Annotated in this window: 17 protein-coding genes; 11 read left to right on the top strand and 6 right to left on the bottom strand. The window is 51.7% G+C overall.

Features of this window, described 5'->3' with window-relative positions:
• Positions 1 to 50: 50 nt before the first annotated feature.
• Complete coding sequence (gene gspC, locus E8E00_RS00435; protein WP_096630228.1) at positions 51 to 1,013, bottom strand: type II secretion system protein GspC; 963 nt, start codon at positions 1,011 to 1,013, stop codon at positions 51 to 53.
• A gap of 202 nt (positions 1,014 to 1,215) precedes the next feature.
• On the opposite strand from gspC, the gene hslR reads away from it, so the two are divergent.
• From hslR to E8E00_RS00415, 4 genes are all read left to right on the top strand, one after another.
• Positions 1,216 to 1,620, top strand: a complete 405-nt coding sequence (hslR, locus tag E8E00_RS00430; RefSeq protein ID WP_077455747.1) for a ribosome-associated heat shock protein Hsp15 — start codon at positions 1,216 to 1,218, stop codon at positions 1,618 to 1,620.
• 42 nt (positions 1,621 to 1,662) lie between these two features.
• On the top strand, positions 1,663 to 2,538 hold the full coding sequence (gene hslO / locus E8E00_RS00425; protein ID WP_069591237.1) for an Hsp33 family molecular chaperone HslO: 876 nt from the start codon (positions 1,663 to 1,665) through the stop codon (positions 2,536 to 2,538).
• 329 nt (positions 2,539 to 2,867) lie between these two features.
• Positions 2,868 to 4,496, top strand: a complete 1,629-nt coding sequence (gene pckA / locus E8E00_RS00420) for a phosphoenolpyruvate carboxykinase (ATP) (protein WP_069591238.1) — start codon at positions 2,868 to 2,870, stop codon at positions 4,494 to 4,496.
• Positions 4,497 to 4,622: 126 nt separating this feature from the next.
• Positions 4,623 to 6,473 (top strand): AsmA family protein, encoded by a 1,851-nt coding sequence (locus E8E00_RS00415; protein WP_096630231.1) that lies wholly within the window; start codon positions 4,623 to 4,625, stop codon positions 6,471 to 6,473.
• A gap of 4 nt (positions 6,474 to 6,477) precedes the next feature.
• Here E8E00_RS00415 and E8E00_RS00410 read toward each other — a convergent pair whose 3' ends face one another.
• From E8E00_RS00410 to E8E00_RS00400, 3 genes are read right to left on the bottom strand one after another with little or no spacing between them, the layout of a single operon-like run.
• A complete protein-coding gene (locus E8E00_RS00410; protein ID WP_069591242.1) occupies positions 6,478 to 7,422 on the bottom strand; it encodes a bifunctional GNAT family N-acetyltransferase/hotdog fold thioesterase in 945 nt (314 codons plus the stop codon).
• A 24-nt stretch (positions 7,423 to 7,446) separates the two neighbouring features.
• On the bottom strand, positions 7,447 to 7,881 hold the full coding sequence (dtd, locus tag E8E00_RS00405) for a D-aminoacyl-tRNA deacylase (RefSeq protein WP_069591243.1): 435 nt from the start codon (positions 7,879 to 7,881) through the stop codon (positions 7,447 to 7,449).
• Positions 7,853 to 8,782 (bottom strand): virulence factor BrkB family protein, encoded by a 930-nt coding sequence (locus E8E00_RS00400; RefSeq protein ID WP_205907411.1) that lies wholly within the window; start codon positions 8,780 to 8,782, stop codon positions 7,853 to 7,855. Before E8E00_RS00400 ends, dtd begins: the two co-directional genes overlap by 29 nt.
• A 94-nt stretch (positions 8,783 to 8,876) precedes the next feature.
• Between E8E00_RS00400 and E8E00_RS00395 the strand changes: the two genes are divergently transcribed.
• A complete protein-coding gene (locus tag E8E00_RS00395; RefSeq protein ID WP_096630237.1) occupies positions 8,877 to 9,512 on the top strand; it encodes a DUF2959 domain-containing protein in 636 nt (211 codons plus the stop codon).
• A gap of 58 nt (positions 9,513 to 9,570) precedes the next feature.
• On the opposite strand, the gene typA is transcribed toward E8E00_RS00395, so the two are convergent.
• Positions 9,571 to 11,397 carry a translational GTPase TypA gene (gene typA / locus E8E00_RS00390; RefSeq protein ID WP_077455753.1) on the bottom strand — a complete coding sequence of 609 codons (1,827 nt, stop codon included), beginning with the start codon at positions 11,395 to 11,397 and terminating at the stop codon, positions 9,571 to 9,573.
• Positions 11,398 to 11,913: 516 nt separating this feature from the next.
• On the opposite strand from typA, the gene glnA reads away from it, so the two are divergent.
• From glnA to add, 6 genes are all read left to right on the top strand, one after another.
• Positions 11,914 to 13,323: a glutamate--ammonia ligase gene (glnA, locus tag E8E00_RS00385; RefSeq protein ID WP_069591248.1), complete on the top strand. Its 1,410-nt coding sequence runs from the start codon at positions 11,914 to 11,916 to the stop codon at positions 13,321 to 13,323.
• Positions 13,324 to 13,434: 111 nt separating this feature from the next.
• Positions 13,435 to 13,992 (top strand): DUF4124 domain-containing protein, encoded by a 558-nt coding sequence (locus E8E00_RS00380; RefSeq protein WP_096630240.1) that lies wholly within the window; start codon positions 13,435 to 13,437, stop codon positions 13,990 to 13,992.
• Positions 13,993 to 14,116: 124 nt separating this feature from the next.
• Positions 14,117 to 15,181, top strand: a complete 1,065-nt coding sequence (gene glnL, locus E8E00_RS00375) for a nitrogen regulation protein NR(II) (RefSeq protein ID WP_069591252.1) — start codon at positions 14,117 to 14,119, stop codon at positions 15,179 to 15,181.
• Positions 15,174 to 16,583 carry a nitrogen regulation protein NR(I) gene (glnG, locus tag E8E00_RS00370; protein ID WP_096630243.1) on the top strand — a complete coding sequence of 470 codons (1,410 nt, stop codon included), beginning with the start codon at positions 15,174 to 15,176 and terminating at the stop codon, positions 16,581 to 16,583. Before glnL ends, glnG begins: the two co-directional genes overlap by 8 nt.
• 120 nt (positions 16,584 to 16,703) lie before the next feature.
• Positions 16,704 to 19,247, top strand: a complete 2,544-nt coding sequence (locus E8E00_RS00365) for an EAL domain-containing protein (protein ID WP_168174059.1) — start codon at positions 16,704 to 16,706, stop codon at positions 19,245 to 19,247.
• A gap of 85 nt (positions 19,248 to 19,332) precedes the next feature.
• Positions 19,333 to 20,334 carry an adenosine deaminase gene (add, locus tag E8E00_RS00360; RefSeq protein WP_096631545.1) on the top strand — a complete coding sequence of 334 codons (1,002 nt, stop codon included), beginning with the start codon at positions 19,333 to 19,335 and terminating at the stop codon, positions 20,332 to 20,334.
• 50 nt (positions 20,335 to 20,384) lie between these two features.
• On the opposite strand, the gene hemN is transcribed toward add, so the two are convergent.
• Positions 20,385 to 21,758, bottom strand: a complete 1,374-nt coding sequence (gene hemN, locus E8E00_RS00355; RefSeq protein WP_096630247.1) for an oxygen-independent coproporphyrinogen III oxidase — start codon at positions 21,756 to 21,758, stop codon at positions 20,385 to 20,387.
• Positions 21,759 to 21,852: the final 94 nt, after the last annotated feature.

Genomic DNA, 21,852 nt, shown 5'->3' with positions numbered 1-21,852 from the left:
TTTTCCCTTCACGTCACACTCCTACGGCCGCTGACGGCGAATGCTGTGGATTAAAGTTGAATCGAGATGTCATGTTGTTGTCCTTGTCGCTCGATAACCAAGTCAAGCGATCCCTGTTGTTGAATGCGTCCTAGAATATCAGGCAGTGCTGCAGACTGACTTAACGTCAGACCATTGATAGCGACAGCAATATCCCCTGCCTGTAAGCCGGATTGCTCAAAAAAGATTGGATTGCGTCCCGGAGTGAGGCGAAAGCCCTTTATTTGATCGCCTTCGCGCACTTGTGACAGCTGCACAAAGTCAAATAAGCGTTGCGGGTTCTGACTAAGCTGCTGCGCTAAGTCGGCAGGCCAGTCAGGGCTGGTCTGCCGCTTGGTCGCCATCGACTTTGGGGGCGTCGACGCATCAGTAGGGGAGGAAAAAACGGTCTGCGGTGTACTATCTGCATCGACCCCTGGCATAAGGAGCGCTTCGCGTCTTGACCCTTGGCGTAATATCACCCGATCGGATAAGACTTGATCGACACTGACTTGGGTCCCTTTCACCTGCTCACCCACACCGTAAGTCACTTGACGGCCGCCGTTCGCGATCACGGCCAATGCACGCTTAGGATCGTTACTGGCCACCACGCCAACCAAAGTTAGGCGTAGCCGGGTTTCGGGGACATTGGTCACCGCATGTTGCGTGGGTTGGGCGGCCGCTTGGTAACGCCCAAACAATTGGGCATTAACGATAGGTGCCAACGAAAAAGGGTCCGTCGCAGTGCGAGAGGACGACGCCGACTGGCTTGCTACGGACAATACAGGTGCGGGTGCAGGCGCATAAAACGCCCACACCATTCGCCCAGCCAACCATGCCAGAACGAGGAACAGTAAAATGTTTAGCCACGTCGCAAGTCGTGCCACCTGCTGCGGTGACACAGTGAACGTGCCATGCTGGCGTCCTGCCTTACGCATCATCCCTTCCAAACCAAATTGAGTCACCGAGTGTCCATTGATGGCTTTTTTTACCATCAAGTTCCATCATTAGATTACGAAAAGCTGGGCATACTAGCAAAAACACGATGTGATATTGAGATAATTTTCATTTTTGTCGTAATCCCACATCCTAACCAAGCCAGCACATTTAGGTCGGATTATACCTCGACGCTGTGATACTGCTCTAAAGGAATTTTTGTGCTAATGTCGCCCATCCGGATTGCGCAGGAGTTGAGTCATGAAAACACACGCATCGGCGCCCTTGACGGCAGTCAGGCTAGACAAGTGGCTATGGGCCGCTCGGTTCTACAAAACACGGTCAATCGCACGTAACATGATTGACGGCGGCAAGGTGCATTATAATGGCCAGCGCGCCAAACCTAGCAAAATGGTTGAAGTAGGTGCTGAGATCCGACTTCGGCAAGGACACGAAGAAAAAACCATTACTGTATTAGAATTATCAGAGCAGCGTCAGGGTGCGCCGATTGCGCAGACGCTGTATCAAGAAACCCAAGACAGTATCAAACAGCGTGAGCACAACACGGAAATGCGTCGCTTACACGCACACAATCCGCGCCCAGAAAGCCGGCCGGATAAGAAACAACGCCGAGATATTCGTAAGTTTAAACAAGGCATAGAGTAAGGCCGATCCCACTAACCAGGCCCTAAGCCGGAGAGAGATTGCATGTCAAACGATCAACTACACCGTTACCTATTTAAAGATGTGTCTGTGCGTGGTGAGCTGGTCAAGCTCGATGAAACCTATCAACGCATCTTGGAAAACCAAGACTACCCTGCGCCCGTCCAAGCGCTACTGGGGGAGATGCTTGTCGCCACCAGCTTGCTCACTGCCACCTTAAAATTTGAAGGCTCGATTACCGTGCAACTACAAGGTGACGGTCCGGTATCACTGGCGGTGATCAATGGTGACCACCAGCAGCAACTGCGCGGTACCGCACGCCTGAAAGGCGACATCAAAGCCGATGCAACCCTACCTGAAATGCTCGGTAAGGGGCAGCTCATTATCACTATCGAACCGGTCGACGGCGAACGCTATCAAGGCATTGTGGGCTTAGACTCGGATCATCTGCAAGGCTGCCTTGAAGACTACTTTGCACGTTCAGAGCAACTGGAAACGCGACTTTGGTTGCGCACCGGTGAGTTTGATGGCAAACGTCACGCGGCCGGAATGATGCTGCAAGTGCTACCGGATGGCAAAGGGGACGATAACGACTTTGACCATTTGGCGAAGCTGACTGAAACCGTTAAAAATGATGAATTATTTGGCCTTGATGCAAAAGACGTCCTTTATCGTCTATATCACCAAGAAAGCGTCACCGTTTTCGATCCTCAGTCAGTATGCTTCAAATGCAGCTGTTCACGCGAGCGCAGCGCACAAGCGATAGCCGCGATTGAACGCAGCGAAGTCGATAAAATGATTGCAGAAATGGGCACAATTCGTTTGCACTGTGATTATTGCGGCAGTGATTATGCGTTTGACAGCGTCGATGTCGCAGCCATCTTTGAGCAGAACGCCGATTCATCGTCACAAATGCAGTGAAAAACGTGCTACATATTTAGTTGCATAAAACAAAGAAACCCAACTTAGTTCAAAAGCCAGCATCAAGCTGGCTTTTTTCTTGGTCTCCTCGGACACATCTCACATTTTTTTGCGCATTAATTTTGTACAAACAATAAGAGCTCTGTGGGTAGCGCAAACGTTTAACTAAGCGTTACCATAGAGGGAGTCACGTCACCTGGTGGTCAGTACCCTACAATCAAAATAGCCCTAGTGTGCGTGCGGTAATTTTTTGCAGTAACTCCCTGAATGGCACTATTCAGGTTGCTAGCATAAAGACAGTTAACAACATCTTACCCCAAGGAGCACCTATGACTGTCCTGAACGTCGAATCCGAAGTCGCCGGCATCGATCTTTCCCGTCATGGTCTGGAAAATGTCAAAGAAGTCATTCGCAATCCCTCTTATGAACAGCTGTTCGAGGAAGAAACCAAACCTGGGCTGGAAGGCTACGAAAAAGGCGTGGTGACTGAGCTCGGCGCTGTGGCGGTGGATACCGGTATTTTTACTGGCCGTTCACCAAAAGATAAATACATTGTGCGTGATGACACCACCCGCGATACCGTGTGGTGGTCCGATCAAGGGAAAAACGATAACAAGCCGATTGATCACGCCGTTTGGAAAGATTTAAAAGCTTTAGTCACCCAGCAACTCTCTGGCAAACGTCTGTTTGTGATTGATGGCTACTGCGGTGCCAACCCTAACACGCGTTTACGGATCCGTGTGATCACCGAAGTGGCGTGGCAAGCGCACTTTGTGAAAAACATGTTTATCCGTCCTACCGATGAAGAGCTAAAAGACTTTGAACCCGACTTTGTGGTCATGAACGGTGCTAAATGCGTCAACAATAAATGGCGCGAGCATGGTTTGAACTCGGAAAACTTCACGGTCTTCAACCTCACCGAGCGCATGCAGCTTATCGGCGGGACATGGTACGGCGGCGAGATGAAAAAAGGCATGTTCGCCATGATGAATTATTTCTTGCCCTTGCAAGACATCGCGTCCATGCACTGCTCGGCAAATATGGGCAAAGACGGCGACGTCGCGATTTTCTTCGGCCTATCTGGCACGGGTAAAACAACCCTCTCCACCGATCCGAAGCGTCAGCTGATTGGCGACGACGAACACGGCTGGGACGATCATGGTGTGTTTAACTTTGAAGGCGGCTGCTATGCAAAAACCATTAAGCTGTCCAAAGAAGCAGAGCCCGATATTTACAATGCCATTCGCCGCGATGCGCTGCTTGAAAACGTCACCGTACGTGGCGATGGCCGTATCGACTTTGACGACAACTCCAAAACCGAAAACACCCGAGTGTCTTACCCGATTTATCACATCGATAATATCGTTAAGCCAGTGTCGAAAGGCGGACATGCCAACAAGGTGATCTTCCTCTCCGCGGATGCGTTTGGCGTGCTACCGCCGGTGTCTAAACTGACGCCTGAGCAGACCAAGTATCACTTCCTGTCAGGCTTTACCGCCAAGCTGGCCGGCACTGAGCGTGGTATTACAGAGCCAACCCCTACCTTCTCAGCTGCTTTCGGGGCCGCATTCTTGACCTTGCACCCAACCAAGTATGCAGAAGTGTTGGTCAAACGTATGGAAGCGGCAGGTGCAGAAGCCTACCTAGTGAATACTGGTTGGAACGGCTCAGGCAAGCGTATTTCGATTAAAGATACCCGCGCCATTATTGACGCTATCTTAGATGGTTCGATTGAGAAAGCAGAAACGAAGACGATTCCTATCTTCAATCTCACCGTGCCCGTCTCACTCGACGAGGTCAACGATGGCATCCTTGACCCGCGTGACACCTATGTCGATCCACTCCAGTGGGAAAGCAAAGCGAAGGACCTTGCCCAACGCTTTATCGATAATTTCGACAAGTACACCGACACCCCAGAAGGGGCTGCTCTGGTTTCAGCCGGGCCTCAGCTCGACTAAATCATCCCACTTACGCCCCATAGCGATATGGGGCGTACTTTTTGCCTAGCAGTTGAATTTAGGCCACTTTTGCGCCAGTCTTAATCCATTCATCGTCACCGTTTCTCGCTCCGATAGGATTTGCCCATGCGCATCCTGGCCAAACTGATTGCCAGCTTGATCATCCTGATTGTCACCGCGCTCTTCGTGGTTGTGGTGCTTTTGCATACCCGTTACAGCACACCTGTCTTTAATACCGTCTCCCAGACCCTGTTACCCGGTAAACTCACCGTGGCACAAGTGGGGTATCACTGGCGCTCACCGCTGCAACTGACATTGATTCAGCCGGATTATCAAGCCTCCCAAACCGATTGGCATGCGGACAAACTACAACTTTATATAGACCCCGCGACCTTTCCACACATTGCTTGGCTACGCATTGATGGTATGGATATTGACCTTGATGCGCTGGACGCCAACCCATTGCAGGAATTACCTCAAGGGCTGACCATTGGTCGAGTGCTACTAAGTGATGTCACCCTACACACGCCGCACTGGCAAGCCACCAGTGTACGTGCACAACTCGATAATTGGCAAAAAGGCTCCCAAGCCTATGGCACAGTGAAAGGACGAGCACAATGGGAAATAGGCTCGCTTAACGGACAAGGTATCGCCTTAACCCAATTACTACTGGATGCGAAACCGAGTGACCAAGGGTGGGAAATTCTGGGCGCCTCGATGCAGTGGCAACGCGCTGCAATCAGTGCGCAAGGTCATTGGCAACCCGGCACTCTCGCGCTCGAGCAACTCACTATCAGCGATGCGGTGATTGATAGCGAGCAAACCCGCCAGATCCTCGCGCAAGCGCTCGCGGCTTGGCCTCACGATACCGTGTTAACCGTCGCCCGCGCCGACGTAAGACAACTCAGCGCAGAAACGCATCTCCTGTCGGTGAACCAATTAACCTTCTCGGCGCAAGATCTTCGTTTCGCCCCCAACGCGCCTTGGTGGTATCAACCGGCGATGCGATTGTCATTCAACGCCGATTATCTGCGCTGGCAAGGCCAAACTTGGGAACAGCCGCTGGGCGATATCGAGTGGCGAGATAACGCAGTGATCGTCAATCAGCTCACCAGCCAATTGCAGGAGGGCTTTTTTGCTGTGTCTGGCCAATTCACCCAGAACAATTGGCAGATAGACCGTTTTCAAGCCAACGGTTTAACCCTCTCTCGCCAAGAGCTTGATCCCCTTCAAGACTTGTTACCCGGTATACCGACCCAACTGAGCATCACCAGTTTACAGCTAAAGCATAACGAGTGGCTTAACTTATCCCCTGACTTTGCCACCAAAATCAGTGGCATTGATGTGGATGGCCAAGCTCTTGAGATCCGCGATGGCGAGCTGGTCAATGGTCTCATTACAGCCAGCGCCAACCATGCAAGTATTAACCAGCAGTGGCTCGCAGAGCCCTACCTACGACTTGAGGCTCATGATCGTAAACTTCAGCTGCACCAATTTTTACTGGGTTTTCCCGATGGCCAACTGGCGCTGTCTGGGCAGATCAATCTCGCCGCACCGAGCCGACCTTGGTCACTGGCCGTTGACGGTTTGCAAATTCCCTTGTCCATTTACCATGCTTGGTTCGATTGGCCACTACCGCTAGACGGCTTTCACGATATTGAGGGGCAATGGTCAGGGCTGGCGGGAGACGCACACAGTTTTGAGGTGGGGTTGAACGGTCAGTTAGCCGTCACTTTTCTCGATAGCGCTGCGGCGCAAACAGACCCATCTGTGGACGAGCCATGGTCTATTCGGCTCGCACACTGGTTGAAAGGGGAGACTGTCCCGCCTGAGGCAAGCCGCTTAGTTCCGCTACCCTTTACATCGCTGACGCTCAATGCCGATCGCGGTGACATTCGCGCCACGCTCAGCGGAGAGCAAACCCTGTCACTCCGCTGGCCGATTTATCAAGCGACAAAGCCTAACCTCAGCGAATAAGGCGCTAGCGCAGCAGAGCCAGTTGCGGAGCCGGTTGCGTCGTTGCCGCATCATCCGATGGCAGTAAGACATAGGTGCCCGTGAACACCCCTGCCTGTTCATCACCACTGAAAAACGCCACCTCTAGCGTCACCCGCGCTCGACGCCCGTTTTCGAGTCGGTCTAGATCGCCGCTTAAACTGTCTAACGACACGCTGGCACGGGGACGCTCTGCCACCGGGCGACGATAGCGAATATGGCTGTCTGCGAGCACAATATCCGCACTCAGCTGACGCTCTTTCATCAGCAACCACACCATGCCCCAACCGGCGAGCGTGGCAAGGCTGAAAATGCTGCCTGCAAACATGGTGTGATGCGGGTTTAGATTGGCATTGAGGTTGGCGCACACTTCGAAGCGATAACCGGTAAATTGAGTGATTTTAACTCCCATTTTGTCACTAATGGGGATCTGGTGCTGCCAGCGCCTTTGTAGCTCAGCGCACCATTCAGGTCGACGCACGACATCCGACAGTGGATCTAAATGCTTCACCATTTGTTGGTGTCGGATAGGGCCACGCTCATCACTCAACTCACCTTGGCTAATAAATTCATGCTTGGCGTAAAAACTGACCGCGTCCTCACGCGCATTACAGACTAAGCGCTTGGCCCCTTCTTGGCGCGCTAAGGACTCTAATGCCATCAGTACCAACGCTCCCAGGCCTCGGCTGCGATAGTCCGGTGAAACCGCCATATAACGGATTTGACCGTCGTTATCTGGGGTCAGATACAACCGCCCAATCGCTACAGGCTCGCCATTACCATCGACAATCATTCGATGGCAAGCACTCACGTCATACGCGTCGCGTTCAGAGCCACGCGGTGCATGCCAAGGCTCGCGTAGCATGCGATAACGAAAATCGTAATACCGCGCCAGATCTTGCTCTGTTTGTGGCGTCACCATTCGGAACATGCCTGTCTCTCCCTGTTAGGCTGGTTAAACCTGAAGCCAAAATGTGACCGGTCCATCATTGACCAAACTCACTTTCATGTCTGCGGCGAACTGCCCAGTTTGGGTCTGAAGCCCCGCTTGGCGACAGTGATCACAAAACAAATCGTACAAACGTGCCGCCTCTTCCGGCGCCGCGCCTGAAAAGCTCGGACGCATCCCTTTTTTAGTATCGGCTGCAAGGGTGAACTGCGAGACCACCAGCAGCTCGCCTCCAGCCTGAGCAACATTGAGGTTCATTTTGCCGGCATCGTCTTCAAATACCCGATAGCCAGTGACTTTGTGCGCCAGTTTGGCAGCCTGCGCATCGGTATCCCCTTTTTCTACGCCTAATAGCACCACCAGCCCTTTGCCGATGGTACCGAGGGTATTGCCCTCAACCGTGACGTTCGCTTCACTCACGCGTTGAATTAAGGCGATCATAACGCTCCTTATTGTCTTCATTTTCAATCACAGCAGGGACAGGTGTGTCTCGCGGCGCCGCATCCCCTTGGGGTCGCCACAGCGTTGACTCATGCAAGGTGGCCGTCACTTGAGCACCAAACAACACAATGCACCAACTAAAATACACCCAAACAAATAAAATCGGCACCACGGCCAGTGCACCGTATATCAGCTGATACGAAGGAAAGTGCGTGACATACAACGCGAACACTTTTTTGCTCAATTCAAACAAAATGCTGGCAGCTGCCGCGCCCACTAACGCATGGCGCAATCGCACTCGGGTATTCGGCACCAGCGTATACAGTCCCATAAACGTGAGCGTGGTTAACACAAAGGGTAATCCACGCAGCAAGGTGGTTAATAAGTCGCTGGCGACGCCGCTTTGTAAGAGCGATAGCGACGTCAAATACGAGCTTAAGGCAATGCTGGTACCAATCAAGATAGGGCCCAGCGTCAGCACCATCCAGTAGATCGAAAAGGCGATCATCATTGGTCGCTTGGTCTTAATCTTAAAGGTGTGGTTCAAGCTCTTATCAATGGCAGAAATGAGCATAATGGCGACCACGAACAAAAAGCTGACCCCCACCGCGGTCATCTTGCCCGCGTTGGCGACAAACTCATTAAGGTAACGCGCGACAATTTCGCCCGCCGCTGGGACGAAATTCTTGATCACAAACTGCTGCAGTGTTTCGCCCACTTGCGAAAAGCCGGGAAAACTCGAGAACGCAGACAGCACCACGGTGACAAGCGGGACCAAGGACAACAAGGTGACATAGGCCATATAGCCGGCGCTCACGGTGAGCCTATCTTCTCCCATTCGTTGCCACAAATGACGAACCATGGCCTGTAGCCAGTCACGTGAGCATTGCCATGAGGGCATGTCACGCAGCGGATTATCGAGCATACCTTGTTCCTAACCTTGTGTTAGCCTTACGCTTATTCAGTGTACATGATTTATAACCAAGGAGTTGCCTGTGCGGGCCGTGCTACTATTTTTGACCAGTTTAACCCTGCTGACCGGCTGTCAGTCTGCCTATTACGCCGCGATGGAGCAAGTCGGCGTTCATAAGCGCGATATCATGGTCGATCGTGTTGAAGATGCTGCCAGTGCGCAGCAAAAGGCACAAACCCAGTTTAACGACGCGCTTGAAGCATTGACCACATTGACGCAGTTTGATGGCGGCGAGTTACAAGCTGCTTACGATACAGTCAATAAGCAATATCAAAAAAGTGAAGCAGCAGTGACTCAGGTTCGTGACCGCATTGATGCCTTGGACGCCGTGGCGCAGGCCTTATTTGCTGAGTGGGACGAGGAGCTGGCGCTATACACCAATCCACGCCTCAAACGCGAGAGTGCCCAGCGTTTGCGAGCCACACAAGCCGAGTATCAGCGCTTGTATGATGCCATGCAACGCGCCGAACGCACCATGACACCCGTGCTAAATACGCTGCAAGATAACCGCTTATATCTGAAACACAATCTGAATGCACGCGCCATCGGTGCACTCCAAGGCGAGTTCAAAAATCTCGCCGGCGATATCGATCGCGCTATTGCCGATATGCAGCGTGCCATTCAAGCGTCCGATCGGTTTATTCAAACCCTTAATTAATCCTCAGGCACAAAAAAAGGCACCCGAGGGTGCCTTTTTGACGCTTCGCATTCACGATTTAGCCTTTACGGCCTGCACGCTTACGCTCAGTTTCAGTCAGTAATTTCTTACGAATACGGATGCTTTCTGGTGTCACTTCCACCAACTCATCGTCATCGATAAACTCAAGCGCTTGCTCAAGGGTAAACTTGATGGCAGGTGTCAGTACCTGTGCATCATCAGTACCAGACGCACGCACGTTGGTCAGCTGCTTACCTTTCAAGCAGTTAACGGTCAGATCGTTAGAACGGTTGTGAATACCGATGATTTGACCTTCGTACACTTCATCACCGTGCTCAGCAAACAGACGGCCACGCTCTTGCAAGTTAAACAGAGCATAAGTCAGTGCTTTACCCGCCGCGTTAGAAATCAGTACACCGTTAACACGTTGACCGATATCACCGCCTTTAAATGGGCCGTAGTGGTCAAACGTGTGGTAAATCAAGCCAGAGCCCGAGGTCAGGGTCAAAAACTCAGTCTGGAAGCCAATCAGGCCACGAGACGGCATCATAAAGTCCATACGGACACGGCCTTTGCCGTCAGGCAACATATTGGTTAATTCACCTTTACGCAGACCGATGTTCTCCATCACGCCGCCTTGGTGCTCCTCCAGTACGTCAATGGTCACGGTTTCAAACGGTTCCAGTTTTTGACCATCTTCTTCTTTGATGATCACTTCTGGACGTGATACCGCAAGCTCGTAGCCTTCACGACGCATGTTTTCGATCAGGATAGATAGGTGCAGTTCACCACGACCGGATACGCGGAACTTATCTGGGTTATCCGTTTCTTCAACGCGCAGTGCAACGTTGTGCACCAATTCTTTTTGCAGACGCTCAAGAATGTTACGCGACGTAACGTATTTACCTTCCAGACCCGCAAATGGCGAGGTGTTAACTTGGAAAGTCATGGTTACAGTTGGCTCATCGACGGTCAACGCTGGCAGCGCTTCTGCATTGCTTGGATCGCAGATGGTATCTGAAATTTTCAGCTCGCCAAGACCGGTGATAGCAATGATGTCACCCGCTGTCGCTTGCTCAACGTCGTTACGCTCAAGGCCCAAGTAGCCCAGTACGCCACCTACTTTACCGTTACGCTTGCTGCCGTCGGCGCTAACAATGGTCACCTGTTGGTTAGGCTTCACTGAGCCGCGAGTAATACGGCCAACACCGATAACGCCTTTGTAAGAGTTATAGTCCAGCTGAGAGACTTGCATTTGGAATGGGCTGTTGATGTCAACATCCGGCGCTGCAACGTTATCAACGATCGCATTGAACAGCGGTTCCATGTTCTCGCCTTCGGTGGCTTCGTCTAGGCTCGCCCAACCGTTTAGTGCGGATGCGTAAACCACTTGGAAATCTAGCTGCTCGTCTGTCGCACCCAAGGTGTCAAACAGATCGAATACCTGATCCATAACCCAGTCAGGACGCGCACCTGGGCGGTCAATTTTATTGATAACCAGAATTGGCTTCAGACCGTGTGCGAACGCTTTTTGGGTGACAAAACGTGTTTGTGGCATTGGGCCGTCAACCGCATCAACCACGAGCAACACAGAGTCAACCATCGACATGATACGCTCTACTTCACCACCGAAGTCGGCGTGTCCTGGAGTATCGACGATGTTGATGCGGTAGTCATTCCAGTTAATGGCGGTGTTTTTCGCCAAAATGGTGATGCCACGCTCTTTCTCAATGTCGTTCGAGTCCATGACACGCTCTTCCACTTCACCGCGGGTTGCTAGCGTGCCGGACTGCTGCAGCAGCTTATCCACTAGCGTGGTTTTACCGTGGTCAACGTGGGCAATAATGGCGATATTTCTCAATTTATCAGTCTGTAAGTTGGTCATGGACTCTCTTTTCACTCGATAGACGGGGGCGCGCGCCGAACCTTGGGTTAAACACACCTACCACGACGGTGCCGCCACCTGATTAAAAAAACGGCCGTAATGTACCAGATTTTGTCGCAAAACCCACCTAAATATGTGAATCAGCGCAAAGACAATGACGGACTCTTGTGTTCACACTGGTGAATTATTAAGCAAATACAACGGCTCAGTGAGAAAAAGACCAAGATGAATTTTTAAAGGCAGACCACACTCTCACCGCCATTTGTCTGCTATAACTTCGAGGGCTGCACGGCTGTCGTGCGAATCCAACACCACTGCCGAGTTATTTGCACCATAGCAATGCATTGATGCACAATAATGGTGCATACAGACAGTGTTTCGGTGCCCATTAATCGTCGCGTTGCCCGTCAATGGGGCAATTAGCACGTTTAAAATTGTTGGCACAGTTTTCGCTTTGTACTGTGCAAGGAGCAAACCCAGCTTACCCTTTTATTTTGACACCGGAGGTTATTTCACATGTCAGTAGAAAACGTGCTCGCATTGATCCAAGAGAACGAGGTGAAATTCATCGATCTGCGCTTTACCGATACTAAGGGTAAAGAGCAGCATGTCTCTATTCCTTCACACCAAATCGATGCTGACTTTTTCGAAGAAGGCAAAATGTTTGATGGCTCATCCGTCGCCGGTTGGAAAGGCATCAACGAATCAGACATGATTATGATGCCTGACCCAAGCTCAGCCGTGCTGGACCCATTTACCGAAGAAAGCACGCTCAACATTCGCTGTGATATTCTTGAGCCCTCAACCATGCAAGGTTATGAGCGTGACCCTCGCTCGATTGCCAAACGTGCCGAAGACTATATGCGCGCAACTGGCATTGCTGATACCGTCCTGATCGGTCCTGAACCAGAGTTTTTCTTGTTCGATGACGTGAAATTCGCCACTGATATGGCCGGCTCTTTCTACAAAATTGATGATGTCGAAGCGAGCTGGAACTCAGGCTCGGCGCTGGAAGGCGGTAACAAAGGCCACCGTCCGGGCGTAAAAGGCGGCTACTTCCCAGTTGCCCCTGTGGATTCATCACAAGATATCCGCTCTGCCATGTCATTAGTGATGGAAGAAATGGGCCTCGTGGTTGAGGCGCACCACCACGAAGTGGCAACCGCAGGACAAAACGAGATCGCAACCCGCTTTAACACTCTGACCACCAAAGCGGACGAAATTCAGATCTACAAGTATGTCGTGCATAACGTCGCGCACGCCTTTGGTAAAACCGCAACCTTTATGCCAAAGCCACTGGTTGGTGATAACGGCTCGGGCATGCACGTACACCAATCACTCGCGAAAGACGGTCAAAACCTGTTTGCCGGTGACAAGTACGGTGGCCTGTCCGAAACCGCTCTTTACTACATTGGCGGTATCATCAAGCATGCGCGTGCCATCAACGCCTTTGCCAACGCTTCAACCAACTCGTACAAGCGTCTGGTTCCCGGTTTTGAAGCGCCTGTCATGCTGGCTTACTCCGCACGTAACCGTTCTGCGTCTATCCGTATTCCGGTGGTGCCGAGCCCGAAAGCACGTCGTATCGAAGTCCGCTTTGGCGATCCGTCTGCGAACCCATACCTGTGCTTTGCTGCGATGCTGATGGCTGGTCTTGACGGGATTAAAAACAAGATCCATCCAGGCGATGCGATGGATAAAGACTTGTACGATTTACCCGCAGAGGAAGCGGCGGAAATCCCAACCGTTGCCGAGTCCTTGAAAGAAGCCTTGCAAGCCCTTGATGCCGATCGTGAATTCTTGACGGCTGGTGGCGTGTTCTCGGATGACTTTATCGACTCTTACATTGGCCTAAAAGCCGGTGACGTGGAGCGCATCCAAATGACTACGCACCCTGTTGAGTTCGAACTTTACTACTCAGTGTAAAGCGCCCACCAATAGAAATTACGGCCCACCTCGCAGGTGGGCTTTTTTATGCTTGAGCCCGCCTACTGCCGTTTTACACTCAGTGTTTTACCGTGACAAGGCACAACAAACATGAAATGGCTTCTCGTAACTTGGTTGCTTATCACACTGCCTTGTGCAGCCACCAGCGTCTATCAATGGACCGATGCGCAAGGGGGTTTGCATCTCAGTGATACGCGGCCGGTTGGCGAGATGTCGGTCACTGAGTATACGGTGACATCCTTTACGCCATCCACGCCGCCGGTCTCACCTTCATCGAGCCTGACACCTGCCTCTCCCTCAACCGAGCCGGACATCGCCGTGGCGCTCTCACTGCTCCATCCTGCTGAAGGTGCGACCTTGCGCAGCAATCCCGGTAAGCTCACAGTCTCGGCATCAGTCCGTCCCGTCCATGCAGCCACAGAGTCGGTAGTATTGCTCCTCGATGGTGCAAAGGTAGCGCTTTCCCCCCAGCAAACCACACAGCGAGATCAGCGAACGTTGCATTGGTATATTGAGCCAGTCGATCGGGGCACTCACACGGTGCAAGTGCAATACATTGAAAACGGCAAGGTTATTGCATCATCTCCTGTTCATCGTTTCTTTTTGCACCGTGCACATCTCAATCAACCGTCGCGTCAGACGCACTAGTGAGGCGGTTATCGCCTGATGACAACCGATTGAGTTCACAAAGCCACCGACGGGGGCTGCACGGTGTACAGAGTTTGATTACACTCAATGCACCATTATAGTGCAAACAAGGATTCAGCCGCACATGATGCCAGGGCAACTGTTCGATCATCTGCTAACGGCCATTGTCGTGGTCGACACACAATGGCGTATTTTGTACGCCAATGCAGCCGCTGAGCAGCTGATGCACCAAAGTGTCCGCCGTTTAGTTAACCAACCGCTCACAGAACAGCTCCAACATGCCAGTGTGGATTGGTCACACATCGTCAGTACCACACAAGCCGGCCAGAGCTTGACCGACAGTGATGTGACTTGGGTGGTCGACGGTCAACCACAAAAAGTCCAACTTAGCGCGAGTCCGCTATTTGATGACCCAGACGGCGGGAAAATCCTGCTCGAAGTCAATGTGGTTAGCCAGCAGCAACGGATCAGTAAAGAGCTCGCCCAAAAAGCACAGCAACAAGCGGCCAAAGAATTAGTCCGAGGATTAGCGCACGAAATAAAAAACCCGCTCGGTGGCTTACGTGGCGCGGCACAACTGCTGGAAAAAATGTTGCCCGATGCGAGCTTGGCCGAATACACCCAAATCATCATTGAACAAGCGGACCGGCTGCGTAATCTCGTCGACCGACTACTGGGCCCGCAGCGTCCGGGGCTGCGACAAAAGCAAAATATTCATGTGGTGCTGGAAAAGGTCCGTCAGTTAGTCAATCTCGACACGCAGGGCGCGGTCGATATCATTCGCGACTACGACCCTAGCTTGCCGGATTTTGACATGGATCCAGAACAACTTGAGCAAGCGATTCTCAACGTGGTGGCCAATGCTGCCGACGCGGTGCGCGAGCAAGCCGATGGACAAATTACCTTGCGTACACGCACAGGGTTTCAAACCGTGATTCATGGCATGCGTCATCGTGTCGTGGCACAAATCGAGATTATCGATAATGGGCCGGGCATCAGCCCCGAGCTACAAGACACCTTGTTTTACCCTATGGTCACCAGCAAAGTGAACGGAAATGGCCTCGGACTTGCGATTACCCACCACCTCATTGATCAGCATAAAGGAAAGATTGAGGTTAATAGCTGGCCAGGGCACACCTGCTTTATCATCCAATTACCGATTATTGAAAAGGACACCACGCATGAGTAAAGGAACCATCTGGATTGTTGATGATGACAGTTCCATTCGTTGGGTCATGGAGCGCACCTTAAGCGCCGCCAATTTAGCGTGCCAGACATTTTGTGATGCCGACAGTGTGTTAAGCGCACTCCGCGAGCAAACACCCGATGTGTTGGTCTCCGATATCCGCATGCCGGGCACGGATGGGCTCGCCCTTCTCCATCGTGTTCATGATCAACATCCGGATTTGCCAGTGATCATTATGACCGCACACTCAGATTTGGATGCCGCGGTGAATGCTTACAAAAAGGGCGCATTCGAGTATCTGCCGAAGCCATTTGATATTGATGAAGCCCTAGCCTTAGTCGAGCGTGCACTGGCACATCGTAAAGAGCAGCAAAAGCAGCAAACCACCCAGCCTTCTCAAGCGGACATGCCAGAAATCATTGGTGAAGCGCCCGCCATGCAAGAAGTGTTTCGCGCCATAGGTCGTCTTTCTCGTTCATCGATTTCAGTCTTGATTAATGGCGAGTCTGGCACAGGGAAAGAGTTAGTGGCGCAAGCATTGCACCGCCATAGCCCCCGCGCTGACCATGCTTTTATCGCACTCAACATGGCCGCGATTCCCAAAGATTTGATTGAATCTGAACTGTTCGGCCACGAAAAAGGCGCCTTTACCGGTGCAAACTCGGTGCGCCAAGGACGGTTTGAGCAAGCCAATGGCGGCACGTTATTCCTCGATGAAATTGGCGATATGCCACTGGATGTGCAAACACGTTTGCTGCGTGTGCTGGCGGATGGCCAATTCTATCGCGTCGGTGGTCACGCCGCCGTGGATGTGGATGTGCGGATCATCGCCGCCACCCACCAAGATTTAGAGCGCTTGGTGGCCGAAGGCGCATTTCGAGAAGACTTGTTCCACCGCCTGAATGTCATTCGCGTCCATTTACCGTCTCTTAAAGACCGACGCCAAGATATTCCTCAGTTGTGTCAGTATTTTCTCGCCCGCGCCGCGGAAGAGCTCGGTGTCGAAGCCAAACAGCTCCATCCAGATACCAAAGCCATCATGAGCCAGCTACCTTGGCCGGGGAATGTGCGTCAACTAGAAAATACCTGCCGATGGTTAACCGTCATGGCCAGTAGCAATGAGGTCTTACCCAGCGACTTACCTCGCGAGCTGCTTCATCAGCCCACCCGCCTCGCTGAGAACGAAGAGCAAGACTGGCAGCACGCATTGGCGCAATGGGCAGAGCATGCGATTGCCAGCGGCCAACACGGCATTTTGCAACAAGCACTGCCGAGTGTTGAGCGCATATTGTTGGAGTCAGCACTGGCACACACCCATGGTCACAAGCAGGATGCAGCGAAAATACTCGGATGGGGACGAAATACACTCACCCGTAAGCTAAAAGAGCTTAATATTGAGTCATGACTCATTATTAAAACTCAAACACTTTGAACCTCTGCTAAATTTAATAACAGCGATTGGGGTACAATCCGCCAATTGTGTTGGGTTCTTAAGAAGAGTTAAGTTGTTGTACTAATGAGAAACATGCGTCCCCTTTCGATTCGAGCAGCTGTCATGTTACCCGTGTTTCTCGTACTCACGCTGACACTGATTGTGATCGTTTTTACAATCAACAATCATTACCAGTCCAGTTCGCGTTTCGTCGGTAAGTTACTGCTTACCGACTACTCTCAGGGGATAGAGCAGGACTTACGTCAATACCTCGAAAATCCGTTTTACGCCAATGTCTTTGTCGCTGACAGCGTGGCAGCGTGGGCGAAAGATCGCAATCCCACCCCACAAGACATTCGCAATTACTTGCTCAACAGCTATACCTCCCTTTTTCAAGCCATGCCTCATATGCAGGTGTTGAGCATTGGTGTCGATGCCCGCGGCGACTATTACGGCTACCGCAAAAGCGACAGTGGCCAATACGTACTCATGGAGCGCAGTGATGATACCGACCGCGCCTTGCGCATCTTCGATGGGCGTACGCCTTTATCCAATGTGATTTATCAAGACGGAGATTACGATCCCCGTGTGCGCCCTTGGTATATTCCTGCCTTTAACCGTGAGCAGCCACGCTGGACCGATATTTATCGCGATGCCGATGAGGTGGGAGAAGTCTCGCTCTCTGCCATTGCCCCCATCCAAATAAACGACAAAGTATGGGGCGTGGTTGCCAGCGACATTAAACTCACCGCTTTCAATCAGTTTTTAAGTGAGCGTCAGCAAAAGCTGGGCGGTGCCTTGTTTATTGTCGACAGTGAAGGGCGCATGCTGGCACACAGCGGCCAAGACAGCCCGACCAATATTCTTCATTTTCCCGGCGTTCCTAATAACTCAGTCCTCAACAATACCATTAGAAATATCTCCGATGACTGGCCTCCTGCGCCCTCGCAATTAGGGCAGCCTTTTTATTTTAAGATTGCCGATCAGGGCAATTTTTACGGCACGATCAAGAGGGTAGATATGGCGGCACCGTTCCAGCACGACTGGTATGTGGTGGTGGCCTTGCCCGATCAGCTATTGCTGGAGAGCTTACTCAACCAACAAAAGATCAGTGTCTACCTGGTGATAGCCATGGCGCTAGTTGGGTTAATGGTGGTGTATTTGATTATTCGCCAGCTCACCCGCCCTTTGCGCGATACCGCGGAAGCTGCCGCCAAGCTTGCTTCAGGGAACCTGACGTATCGGATCAACACCTCTGCCAGTTTGCGAGAAATCGCCATTCTTAAAGATGCCTTTAACAACATGTCCGACAAAGTGCAGGACTCGTTCAATGCATTACGTCTACAGGTCCGTCAAGACAACTTAACCCGTTTGTACACCCGAGAAGGCTTATTAGAACAAGCCAACACCATCCGCTATCACGCACCCAACACCTTAGTGATCCTCGGCATCAACGGGTTTCGCAACATCAACGACAGCCTTGGCCAAGACGGCGGCGACCAACTCCTGTGCACCATTGCTCAGCGCTTAACCGATCTCGCGGATGGCACTGGGATGTTGGTGTCACGGATTCGCGGTGATGAATTTGCTGTACTGGCTCCCAACACCACCAATCGCACTCAGTCAGAAGCCTTGGTGAATCAATTGCTCAGCCTGTTTAAGCGTCCGGTCAAAATCGGTAACGATGAGGTCTTGGTCGATGCATGTGCTGGGGTAGTCTTTGGCCACACCTTTGGCGATGCCATTTATGAAGGGTTGCAACACGCAGGATTGGCACTGAGTGAAGCAAAACGCAGTGAAACCGATGCCTATGTTTTCTTTGAGGCCAGTATGCAAGCGCGTGTCCAAGAGCAGTCGCGCTTGCTGCTCGAGCTTCATCATGCCGTGCAGCACCATGAATTTGTGGTTTACTATCAACCTCTTGTGCGTCTTGTTGATGGCCGTTTCTGTGGCGCCGAAGCACTGGTCCGTTGGGAAAGCCCCAGTCGGGGTATGGTGTCGCCCGCCGAATTTATTCCGGTGGCCGAACAAAGCGGTTTAATCAATCAAATTGGTATGCAAGTGCTCGAACAGGCTGCGTACGATACCGTCGCTCAAATTGAAAAAGGCGTGTGGGCAGCGGATTTTCAGCTGCACGTAAACTTATCCGCCCGCCAGCTTTTATCCGCTGATTTTATCGATAAGTTGCAAGATGTCCTGTCACGTACCCGCTTGCCCGCCGATAACCTCACCTTAGAGATTACCGAATCTCAACTGATGAGCCACGAACAACTGGCGACATCGGGGTTAACTAAAATCCGATCGTTGGGCATCAAAATAGCCATCGACGATTTTGGGACCGGCTATTCGTCTTTGGCATACCTTCACCAGATGGCCTTTGATAGCTTAAAAATCGATCGCAGCTTTGTGCATTCGATGACTGAAAATGTGACCAACCAGCGCATCATTGAAGCCGTAGTAGCCATGACCCGTGGCATGGACGTCCACCTCGTTGCCGAAGGGATTGAAACCCAAGAAGAAGCGATTCGACTGCGTGAAATTGGCTGCCACTACGCCCAAGGGTTCTTGTTTGCCAAGCCGCTTCCTTTGGCCGAACTGCCAACAGAACGGGTAACGGATAAACTCCCCACGCGATAGTTGTCACGTCATCGGCATACTGGCTACTGACGATGTGATGGTCAATCGCTATACTGAGCGCCAACTCACCTGCTGGGAACCGATGATGATAAGAAAAGACCTACCCTTGACGGACTTACACCGCCATCTGGACGGCAACATCCGTATCGAGACCATTTTAGAGCTGGGGCAAAAATTCGCGATGCCTCTGCCGGCAACCAACATCGATGCGCTACGCCCACACGTGCAAGTGGTTGAAAACGAACCGGATCTGGTCGCGTTTTTGTCCAAGCTGGACTGGGGCGTCGCCGTGCTGGGTGATTTGGATGCAGTGCGCCGTGTGGCGTATGAGAACGTCGAAGACGCATTAAACGCACGCATTGATTATGCGGAACTACGCTTTTCGCCTTACTACATGGCGATGAAACATCAACTGCCTCTCGAAGGCGTGGTGGAAGCCGTGGTCGATGGCGTGCAAGCCGGTAGCCGTGACTTTGGCGTAAAAACCAACCTGATTGGCATCATGAGCCGCACTTTTGGCCCTCAAGCTTGTATGGCGGAGCTAGATGCCTTGCTGACCCAGAAACATCAATTGGTCGCCATCGATCTGGCCGGTGATGAGCTGGGCCAACCTGGCGATCAATTTACCCAACACTTCGCCAAAGTCCGTGCCAGCGATCTGCAAGTGACCGTGCACGCGGGTGAAGCCGCGGGTGCGGCCAGCATGTGGCAAGCCATTAATGAACTCGGCGCGACCCGAATCGGGCACGGGGTTAAAGCCATTGAGGATCCAAAACTGATGGACTACTTGGCCGAAAACCGTATCGGGATTGAAAGCTGCCTAACGTCGAACATTCAAACCAGTACGGTGGCGGATTTGTCTCAGCACCCGGTACGTCAGTTCCTCGATCACGGTATTCTGGCTTCGTTAAATACCGACGATCCCGCCGTCGAAGGCATTGAACTCCCGTATGAATACGAAGTGGCTGCCCCAGCTGCGGGCTTAACTACTGCGCAAATCCACACACTGCAAGAAAATGGCCTGACCATTGCTTTCTTGTCTGACAGTGAGAAAGCGGCACTGACCGCCAACGCCGCGGCCCGCTAATTTGCGAACCAAGCGACACAAAAAAACCGCCGTTTGGCGGTTTTTTTTGTTTAAATCACTCGCGAGAACTGTTGTTGGCGAGCCCTATCCCGTAAATAAACATCAAAACTCATACAGATGTTACGAATCAACATGCGCCCCGTTTTGGTCACAGCAATGCTGGTGTCGGTCAAGGCGACCAAGCCATCATCGACAAAACACTGCAAGAGTTTCAGATCCTCGGCAAAATAGCCATCAAAGTCGATGTCATACTCGGCCGCAATCTGGGCTTTATCCAAGAAAAAGTTACACATCAATGCTTTGATCACATCACGGCGGATCCGGTCATCGCGCTCTAGCATCACGCCTTTGCACAATGCATGGCGCTCAGCATTCACTTGCTGATAATACTGCTTCATGTCCTTTTGGTTTTGCGCGTAACAATCGCCAATCATCGAAATTGCCGACACCCCCAACCCCAGTAAGTCACAATCACCTTGCGTGGTGTAACCTTGGAAATTGCGGTGTAAACGCCCTTCGCGCTGCGCGACAGCCAATTCATCATCGGGCAGAGCAAAGTGGTCCATGCCGATAAATTGGTAGCCAGCATCGGTTAATGTGGTGATGGTCTCTTGCAGCATAGTCAGCTTGGCATCTGGCGATGGGAGGTCGTCGTCTTTAATTTTGCGCTGCGCAGCAAACAGCGATGGCAAATGCGCATAATTAAACACCGACAAACGTCCCGGACGCATCGTCAGTACTTGCTCTAAGGTCTTGGCAAAACCCGCTGGCGTTTGTGTGGGTAAACCATAAATTAAATCAAGATTGGTGGATCGAAATCCCAGCTCACGCGCACGCTCAACCAAGGCGTGGATAAAGTCTTCGTCTTGCTCTCGATTGACCAACTGCTGCACTTTTTTATCAAAGTCCTGCACGCCAATGCTAATACGGTTAAATCCCTCACCGCGCAGATGATCAAGCATGTCCAATGGAATTTCACGCGGGTCCACCTCAATGCTGATTTCTGCCTCAGCCTCAAAGTGAAACTCTTGACGCAACAAGTTCATCAAACGGGATATTTGCGGTTTGGTTAAAAATGTCGGCGTCCCTCCACCCCAATGCAATTGGGTCACGCGGCGCGTGCCCAGCAAAAACGCGCGCTGGCGAATTTCATGCTCTAGCGCATCTAGGTATTCATCCGCTTTATGCTGATGGCGCGTCACCACTTTATTGCAGCCACAGTAATAACAAAGCTTATGGCAAAACGGGATATGCACGTAGAGCGATAAGGGCCGGTCAGGATACTGGCTACAGGCCATATCAAATTCAGCGGCCGTAAAGGCTTCGTGAAATTCTAACGCGGTAGGATACGAGGTATAGCGGGGCCCTGAATAGTTGTACTTATTGATAAGGGCTTGATCCCAAATAACTTGTGGTGAGGACATGGCTTACAATTCCGCAAAGAGCGCTCAGGACAACAGCGCCTAGTGTGCCACAGCTTTTGGTGATGTGTTGAGCACTAACCGGCGCTAGCGATGC

Source organism: Salinivibrio sp. YCSC6 (genome assembly GCF_004916735.1).
GTDB lineage: Bacteria > Pseudomonadota > Gammaproteobacteria > Enterobacterales > Vibrionaceae > Salinivibrio > Salinivibrio proteolyticus.
Note: the sequence above shows the minus strand (reverse complement) of the source record. Positions and strands in the feature narration are given on the sequence as shown.